This window comes from Micropruina sp., assembly GCF_047606365.1.
Classification (GTDB): Bacteria; Actinomycetota; Actinomycetes; order Propionibacteriales; family Propionibacteriaceae; genus Micropruina.
The window spans coordinates 1-8,642 of record NZ_JASGEN010000061.1 but is presented as its reverse complement, the minus strand read 5'-3'; the positions used below and the strand labels follow the sequence as shown (position 1 = coordinate 8,642).

Genomic DNA, 8,642 nt, shown 5'->3' with positions numbered 1-8,642 from the left:
CCGGTGACCAAGAGAACCGTCCCCGGTGACCAAGAGAACCGTCCCCGGTGACCAAGAGAACCGTCCCCGGTGACCAAGAGAACCGTCCCCGCGGACCGTGCGTGCGATTCAGCCCTCGCGGAGGTTGACCAGCACCTCGTCGAGATCGTCGGGCTTGACCAGCACCTCGCGGGGCTTGGAGCCCTCGGAGGGGCCGACCACGCCGCGGGTCTCCAGGATGTCCATCAGGCGTCCGGCCTTGGCGAAACCGACCCGCAGCTTGCGCTGCAGCATCGAGGTCGAACCGAGCTGCAGGTTGACCACCAGGGTGGCCGCTTCGAGCACCAGTTCCAGGTCGTCGCCGATGTCCTCGGCGACCTTGGTGGACGACTCCGGGGCCGCCTGGACGTCGTCGCGGTACTGCGGCTGCAGCTGGGTGGTGACGTGCTTCGCTACCTGGCGGATCTCGGCCTCGGTGACCCAGGCGCCCTGCACCCGGATCGCCTTGGAGGCGCCCATCGGCAGGAACAGCCCGTCGCCCTGGCCGACCAGCTTTTCGGCGCCCGGCGAATCCAGGATGACCCGGGAGTCGGTCATGGACGCCGTCGCGAACGCCAGCCGGGAAGGCACGTTGGCCTTGATCAGGCCGGTGACCACGTCGGTGGACGGACGCTGGGTGGCCAGCACCAGATGGATGCCGGCGGCCCGGGCCAGCTGGGTGATCCGGACGATGGAGTCCTCGACGTCGCGCGGCGCGACCATCATCAGGTCGGCCAGCTCGTCCACGATCACCAGCAGGTACGGGTACGGCTCCAGCACGCGCTCCGAGCCCGGCGGCAGCTTCACCGCACCGGCCCGGACGGCCTTGTTGAAGTCGTCGACGTGCCGGAACCCGAAGGCGGCCAGGTCGTCGTAGCGGGTGTCCATCTCGCGGCACACCCACTGCAGCGCCTCGGCGGCCTTCTTCGGGCTGGTGATGATCGGCGTGACCAGGTGCGGAATGCCCTCGTAGTGGGTGAGTTCCACCCGCTTCGGGTCGACCAGCAGCAGCTGCACCTCGTCCGGCGTGGCCCGCATCATGATCGAGGTGATCAGCGAGTTGACGAAGCTGGACTTGCCCGAGCCGGTGGCGCCGGCCACCAGCAGGTGCGGCATCTTGGCCATGTTGGCCACCAGGTAGCCGCCCTCGACGTCCTTGCCGAGCCCGACTGTCATCGGGTGGTGGTCGTTGCGGGCGATCGGGCTGCGCAGCACGTCGCCCAGCGACACGATCTCTTTGTCGGCGTTGGGGATCTCGATGCCGATCGCCGACTTGCCGGGGATCGGCGACAGGATCCGGACGTCGGCCGAAGCGACCGCGTAGGCGATGTTCTTGCCGAGCGCGGTGACCTTCTCGACCTTGACGCCGGGGCCGAGCTCGACCTCGTAGCGGGTGACCGTCGGGCCGCGCATGTAGCCGGTGACGGTGGCGTCGATGTCGAACTGGCGCAGCACCTCGGTGAGCCGTCCCACCACCGCGTCGGACGCCTGGGTGCGGGCCTTCGGCACCGAACCGGCCTTCAACACCATCGGCTCGGGCAGCACGTACTGGACGTCGCCGCTGAGCTGCAACTGCTCAGCAACCGCGGGCTGGTGGCTGTGTTCGGGAGCGGGCAGCTCAGCCGGTTCGTCGACCCGCGGCGCCGGCGCCTTGCCCGCGGTGACGGGCTGCGGCACGACCGGATCGAGGTCGGGCTCGTCGGCCGGCCAGTGGTCGATCTCGGCCGGCTCGATGTCACCCACCAGCGGCGTGTCGTAGGCCTCGTCGACGCCGTACTTCAGTTCGGGCGCGGGAGGTTCGGGCTTGGCCGGCAACTTCGCCTTGAACTCGGCGAACCGGGTGGCCAACTCGTGCAGCGGAATGCCGACGATCACCAGGATGCCGAACAGCATCAGCAGGATCAGCAGCGGCACCGCCACCCAGACGGTGACCAGGTCGGCGACGATGGTGGAGGCGATGAAGCCCAGCGCTCCCCCGGCGGCACGGACGGCCTCGGCGTCCGGGAAGCGGGGCATGCCCTTGGAGATGTGGATCAGCCCGAGCAGACCGAGCAGGGCACTCCCCCAGCCGACGACCTGCCGGCCGGCGGGTCCGTTGTGGTCGGGATGCCGCAGGGTGCGCCAGGCCATGGCCAGCGCGAACAGCGGCAGCGCCACGCTGAGCGAGCCGAACACTGTGCTGACCCCGATGTGGATCCAGCGGCCGAACGTGCCGGGGATGCCGAACCAGAACTCGGCGGCGATCAGGACGGCGAGTCCGATCAGGGCCAGGCCGGCACCGTCGCGGCGCAACGCAGGGTCGAGGTCACGGGCCCCGTGCCCGATGCCACGGGCCAGCGCACCGACACCTCGGGCGAGTCCGTTCCAGATCGCGGCGACGCCGCGTCCGAGCGCAGGGAAGAACCCGGAACGCTGCTTCGGCTTGGATCGCCCGCGCGAAGACGAGCGGGCCGGTGGTTTCTTGCTTCCGGACGACCGCGGTGCGGAACTGCGCGTGGCGCTGTTACGAGACCGCGATGGGGAAGACGCGCGGGTCGCCATGGTCGCCACCCTAGGACATCGGGTGCCGGACGCACAGCTTCCACGCCGGTTGGCGCGGGTGGGCGCCGGAGGCAGCGAACAAAGATCGGGATCGGGCACGGCTGACGGTGCCCGATCCCGATCCCTATTTCACCTCGCGACACTCAGGCGGCGGCAAGCAGGTACCGGTCGCTGAGCAGCGCGACGACCTGGTGCTGAAGATTCACGTCCCAGAGCGCTTCCACGTGGGTCAGCCGGTTGACGGTGTGGCTGTCCGCGAACGGCAGCCGAGCGGAGGCGTCAGCCACCACCACGTCGCCTTCGCCCTCGCGGAGCGCCGGCGTGAGCAGCGCCAACCGGTCGAGCACGCCCACGACCTCGGACAGTCCGCGAGTGCGCGCCAGCCTGGCCGGGGCGGAGGTCCTGCCGTCCGGCGGGACCGGGCCGAGCAGCGTGCAGATCCGCCGTAGATCGGCGCTGATGCCACCGAAGGTGTGCCAGGGAACGCAGGTCGGCGCGGGGCGGCGGGCGAGGGCGCGCAGGGTCGGGCTGCCCGGCGCCAGTTCGGCCACTGCCGGGGACGCCGAGAGCGAGCAGAGCGCGGCGAGCACCGCCGGACGGAGACCCAACGACGCCACCGCGGACTGCAGCCGCCGGGCGGTCCGGTCCACGCCGATCGCCAGCGCCGCCAGGCCGGAACCCTGGTGCGGGGTGTGCAGGGTGATCACCTGGCTCAGCCGATCGACGACGCCGCGGAGCCGGGGCTCGTTGGCCGCGCGGTCGATCAGCAGCCGGGCCAGCAGTCCGCCGCGGCTGTGCGCCACGATCGCCAGCGGCAGCCGGCGCAACCGGGAGTGATGAGTCAGCGGTCCGGCGGTGATCTCGACCAGCTGCTCGAGGTTCGGCGCCAGCAGACCGTCGGGTGCGGTCTGCTCATAGCTCAGGGTGCTGAAACCCGAAGCCAGCAGCGCCTCGCGCCAGCTCCGCTGCCCGGACGGCGCGGCCGCCATGCTGGCCAGGCCGCCCCGGAAACCGTGCAGCAGGAGCACCAGCGGCACCCCGGGCGTGAGCGGGCCGTCCAGCTGGGCCCAACCGCCGTCGGGCAGCCGCAGTCGTCGGGCGGCCTCACCGATCCGAGGTGCGAGCTGGGCGGTCATCGTGGACTCCTTCTGGCGTTGTCAGGAAGGAGGCGGACGCGGGGGCGCTGATACTTCCTTGGCGCGCGAGAAGGGTCACGACAAGCTCGACCAGCGGTGATTGAGCTTGTCGAAATCGGGTGCGGAAGGGTCTCGACAAGCTCGACCAGCGGTGGCCGGGATGACGGAAGGGGTCAGAAGTGGCGCCAGCCGACCGCGTCGCCCTCCCAGGCGGCGCCGTCGACGGTGACCGTGGGATCGCCGTCCGAGACGGTGCCGATCACTCGCCAGCCGTCCGGCACGTCGGAGGCGGCGAAGGTGGCCAGCAGGGCGTGGTCGTCGCCGCCGGTGAGGATGAAGGTGAGCGGGTCCCCTCCCCCGACCGCCGCGGCCACCACGCTCTGCGGCTCGGCGACGTCGAGCTTCGACGTGTCCACATCGATGGCCACCCCGGACGCCTCGGCGAGGTGGCCCAGGTCGGCGAGCAGGCCGTCGGAACAGTCGATCATCGCGGACGCGCCGGCCTGTTGCGCCACGATGCCCTGGCCATAGGGGGGTTCGGGCACCCGGTGGGCGACCACGACAGCACGCGGTGAACGGAAGCCGCGGTTCAATACGGTCAGCCCGGCGGCCGCCCAGCCGAGCCGTCCACACACGGCGACCACGTCGCCGGGGCGAGCGCCGGAACGGGTCACCGGGGGGCATCCCTGCAGGTCGCCGAATACGGTGGCCGACGCGGTGATGTCGCGGCCCCGGGTGATGTCGCCGCCGAGCAGCAGCGCTCCGGACAGTTCGCACTCCTGACGGACGCCGGCCTGGAAGCCCTCGACCCAGGAGATCTCCAGTTCGGCCGGAATGGTCAGGGCCAGCACCACGCCGATCGGACGCGCCCCCATCGCCTCCAGGTCGGCGACCGCGGCCGCGACCGCCTTGCGTCCGACATCCTCAGGCGCCGACCAGGTGCGGCGGAAGTGGACGTTCTCGACCATGGTGTCGGTGGAGACGGCGATATCGCCGTCCGCGGCGAACACCGCGCAGTCGTCGCCGGGACCGACCCGGACCGCGGGCCCGGTCGGCAATCCCGCGGTGATCGAGCCGATCAGATCGAATTCGGAAGTCTCGGCAACCGTGCGTCCCGCCATGGAAGTTGAGCTTAGGACCTCGGTGGTGGAAGCATCCCTGGGTGCCCAAGGAAGCGGTCCGTTAGTGTCCGAGATCAGTAGCAAGCAGGCGTTGGCCGCCGCATCCGCCGCCTACATCACCTGGGGATTCCTGCCGCCGTTCCTCGCCGCCCTGCAACCGGCCAGCCCGCTGGAGATCCTGGCGCACCGGATCGTCTGGTCGTTCGTGCTGGTGCTGCTCGCCCTGCTCCTGCTGCGCGGCGGCTGGGGTTGGCTGCGCAGCTCGGTGTTCACCCGGCGGGCGCTGCCCAGCCTGCTGGCGGCGTCCGCACTGATCGGGACGAACTGGCTGATCTACATCTGGGCGGTGAACAACCAGCACGTGGTCGAGGCATCGCTGGGGTACTTCATCAACCCGCTGGTGATCGTGCTGCTCGGCGTGCTGTTATTCGGTGAACGGCTCAGCCGCGGCGCCCAGATCGGCGGCGCCATCGTGCTGGTCGGCGTGCTGATCATCTCGGCGGGCAGTTGGCAGGGACTGGGCATCTCACTCGCCCTGGCTGTCAGCTTCGGGCTGTACGGGGTGGTGAAGAAGCGGTCCCAGCTCACCGCGCTGCAAGGGCTACTGGTCGAATCGGCCTTCCTCACTCCGTTGGCGCTGCCCTATCTGCTCTGGCTGGGGCCGGCGGGGCAGTTCGGGCACAACACTGGCCTCACCGTCCTGCTGGTGATGGCCGGCGCGGTCACCGCGCTGCCGCTGTGGTTCTTCGCGGTTGCCGCGCCGCGGCTGCAGTTCGGGGTGCTGGGGGTGCTGCAGTACGTCTCGCCCACCATTCAGTTCCTGCTCGGCATCACCTTCTTCGGCGAGCACGTCAGCCTCAGCTACTGGATCGGCCTGGTCGGGGTCTGGATCGGCTCGGCGATCTATCTGGTGATGACGATCCGCAGCCATCAGCAGCCGGAGGCGCTCGAACCGACGTAACGCCCGCTACAGCCAGCCGTTCTCCCTGGCCAGCCGGGCAGCCTCCACCTTGTTGCGGGTACCGGTCTTGCCGATCGCGCTGGACAGGTAGTTGCGCACCGTGGCGGCGGACAGGTGCAGCCGGGCGGCGATGTCGGCGATCGTCGAGCCGTCCTCGGCGGCGGCCAGCACGCCACGCTCGCGTTCGGTCAATGGGCTGGACGCGTCGCGCAACGCATGCCGGGCCAGCTCAGGATCGACGACCGTGCCGCCGTCGACCACGCTGCGGATGGCGTCCGCCAACGACTCGACCGGTCCGTCCTTGGCCAGGAAGCCGCGGGCGCCGGCCGCCATCGCGCGTTGCACGTAGCCCGGCCGGGCGAAGGTGGTCAGGATCAGCACCCGGCACTGCGGCAGTTCGCGGGCCAGGTCGGCGGCGGCGTCCAGCCCGCTGCGTCCGGGGAGTTCGATGTCGAGCAGGGCCACGTCGGGCCGCACCCGCAGCGCTTCGGGCACGATCTCGGTGCCGTCGGCGACCTGGGCGACCACGGCCAGGTCGTCCTCCAGGTCGAGCAGCACAGCCAGTGCGCCGCGCATCATCGCCTGGTCCTCGGCGAGCAGGATCCGGATCGTCGGCTCAGTCGGCATCGGGCACCCACGCGATCAGGGTGAACCCGTCGGTGCCGGGCCGGGTCTCCAGGCCGCCGCCGGCCGCCTGCAACCGGCGGCGCAGCCCGGCCAGCCCGCCCAGGCCGTCCGTGCGTTCACCGAGGTGTCCGACGCCGTCATCGGCGATGCTGAGCCGCACCATTCCGTCGGCGCGGCCCAGTTCGATCCGGCACCGGCTGGCACCTGAATGTCGCAGCACGTTGGTGACTCCTTCTCGTAGCGCCCAGGCCAGCGGCTCACCGAGCTTGGGATCGACGGCGAACTCCGGCGATGCGGTGACGTTGATACCGGCGGCGGTCAACACGTCCCGGGCCGCGGCCAACTCGGTTTCCACACTCGGTGCGGCCGCGTCATGGACGACCTCGCGCACCCTGGTCAGCGCCGAGCGTCCGACCGATTCGATGTCGCCGGCGTGCTCGGCGGCCGCGGCCGGATCGACCGCGAGCAGCCTGCGCACCGCGGCCGCCTTGACCACGATCACCGACAGGGTGTGGCCGAGCACGTCGTGCAGGTCGCGGGCCACCCGTTCGCGTTCCTGGGCGACGGCCGCGGATGCCAACTGCTCACGGGTGCGCCGCAGTTCGCGGTTGGTGATCAGCAGCCGGTTCAGCACAGCTGCCGTGGTGCCGGTCAGGGCGACCACGAACACCCTGGTCAGAGCCTGTTCCATGACCGGATCGAAGCGGTACTGCAGGTAGGCGGCGACGACGGCGGTGAGCGGGATGGCGGCCCAGACGACCCGCACCGGCAGGGCCAGTCCGGCGACCATGGCCACCAGCAGCCAGGCCGGCGCCCAGCCGTTCCAGAGCAGCGATCCGGCGGTGACCGACAGCGCGGCCAGCAGCCAGGCCGCGATCGACGGCCGGGTCGGGTCGGGCCAGCTGAGCAGCACACCGGCGACAGCGCCCACCGCGGCCAGCAGCACCAGCGCGATCCCGCCCAGCCGGACGGGTGCCGCCGGCAGGTTGAGCAGCGGCGCCAGCAGCAGCACCGGCACCCAGATCAGTACCGCCGCGTTGCGCGGCAGTACCGGATCGGGGCCTCTCATGGGCCTCACGCTACGCGGACGGCGTGCCCGTGGCCGACGGCGACTCGGTTCAGCGCCGGGACCGGACGCCGACCGCGATCACCACGGCCGCCACCAGGGAGTGCAGGCCGATCAGCGACCACATCGCGGCGGTGTTCGTCGCCATCACGGCGCCCGCGTAGGACAGCACCAGCACGACCAGCGCGGTGATCGTCCAGATGGTGCGTGCCTTCGGGGTGAACCGCTCCAGCACTCGCAGCGCGAGCAGCCCGATCAGGCCGGCGCCCAGCGCGGTCAGCCCGACGTCCAGGGCACCGATCTGCTTGACGCTGCCGCCCATGTCGGCGGACAGATCGACGCCGCCGAGCGGCACCAGCGTCGTCCACAGGACGAGCGCGCAGACGACGGCTGCGCCGGCGCCGACCAGTTCGGTGGACCAGGGGGCCCGGGTACGGCTGGTGGTGGTCTGCGGGGCGAGTTCGGTGGTGTTCATGATCAATCTCCTTCACGGCCGGGACGAGTTCTTCGGCCTGTCTTCACGCTAGGCAACCGACCCCGGTCCGCCGCAGGGTGCGGTGTCACGGATCCGATGGGACAGATGTCACATGGGCACCGACGAGCCCTGGCGATCGACGTGGCATCGGCGGCCAATCGGGTGGGACGAAAAGAACCGTCCCTTCGTCCCGCTCATGACCCACCTGTGGAACGAAAAGAACCGTCCACACGGTCACCAGTGGGACGCGGTGCTGGGTCTCGACAAGCTCGACCGGCGGTACCGGCAGTTCAGCGCAGGCCGACCGGGCGCTCCAGGGCCTGCTCGATCAGGTCGGTGATCAGCGTGGTGTAGTCGATCCCACTGGCCGCCCACAAGGAGGGGAACATCGAGATGTGGGTGAAGCCGGGCATGGTGTTGATCTCGTTCACCAGCACCTGGCCGTCGGCGGTCAGGAACAGGTCCACCCGGGCCAGGCCCTCGGCCCCCATCGCCTCGAAGGTGCGTGCGGCGACGTCGGCGGCCCGCTCGCGCAGGCCCGGATCCATCTCGGTGGGCACCTTCAGGATCGCGTCGTCGTCGGAGACGTACTTGGCCTCGAAGTCGTAGAAGGCGCCGTCGGTGCGCATCACGATCTCGCCCGGCAGCGACACCCGGGGCGCTCCCCCGCGTCCGCCGAGCACCGCGAACTCCACCT

At 70.6% G+C, this 8,642-nt stretch carries 8 protein-coding genes; 1 reads left to right on the top strand and 7 read right to left on the bottom strand.

Annotated features, from left to right (window positions below):
- Positions 1-108 precede the first annotated feature (108 nt).
- From QM624_RS07555 to QM624_RS07545, 3 genes are all read right to left on the bottom strand, one after another.
- Positions 109-2,559, bottom strand: a complete 2,451-nt coding sequence (locus QM624_RS07555) for a DNA translocase FtsK 4TM domain-containing protein (protein WP_415090386.1) — start codon at positions 2,557-2,559, stop codon at positions 109-111.
- A gap of 143 nt (positions 2,560-2,702) precedes the next feature.
- Entirely contained in the window at positions 2,703-3,695 is a 993-nt protein-coding gene (locus QM624_RS07550) for an esterase/lipase family protein (RefSeq protein ID WP_415090384.1), read from the bottom strand.
- Between the two features lie 173 nt (positions 3,696-3,868).
- A complete protein-coding gene (locus tag QM624_RS07545; RefSeq protein ID WP_415090382.1) occupies positions 3,869-4,816 on the bottom strand; it encodes a thiamine-phosphate kinase in 948 nt (315 codons plus the stop codon).
- 64 nt (positions 4,817-4,880) lie between these two features.
- Here QM624_RS07545 and rarD point away from each other — a divergent pair, with 64 nt between their 5' ends.
- Positions 4,881-5,777, top strand: coding sequence for an EamA family transporter RarD (gene rarD / locus QM624_RS07540; protein WP_415090380.1), 897 nt, complete (start codon positions 4,881-4,883; stop codon positions 5,775-5,777).
- Positions 5,778-5,783: 6 nt separating this feature from the next.
- Here rarD and QM624_RS07535 read toward each other — a convergent pair whose 3' ends face one another.
- The 4 genes from QM624_RS07535 to QM624_RS07520 all read right to left on the bottom strand — a co-directional run.
- A complete protein-coding gene (locus QM624_RS07535; RefSeq protein WP_298133423.1) occupies positions 5,784-6,404 on the bottom strand; it encodes a response regulator transcription factor in 621 nt (206 codons plus the stop codon).
- Positions 6,394-7,473, bottom strand: coding sequence for a sensor histidine kinase (locus QM624_RS07530; protein ID WP_415090377.1), 1,080 nt, complete (start codon positions 7,471-7,473; stop codon positions 6,394-6,396). Before QM624_RS07530 ends, QM624_RS07535 begins: the two co-directional genes overlap by 11 nt.
- A 49-nt stretch (positions 7,474-7,522) precedes the next feature.
- Positions 7,523-7,945 (bottom strand): DUF6069 family protein, encoded by a 423-nt coding sequence (locus QM624_RS07525; protein WP_415090375.1) that lies wholly within the window; start codon positions 7,943-7,945, stop codon positions 7,523-7,525.
- Positions 7,946-8,235: 290 nt separating this feature from the next.
- A partial coding sequence (locus QM624_RS07520) for an ATP-grasp domain-containing protein (RefSeq protein WP_415090373.1) occupies positions 8,236-8,642 on the bottom strand: 407 nt, incomplete at its 5' end.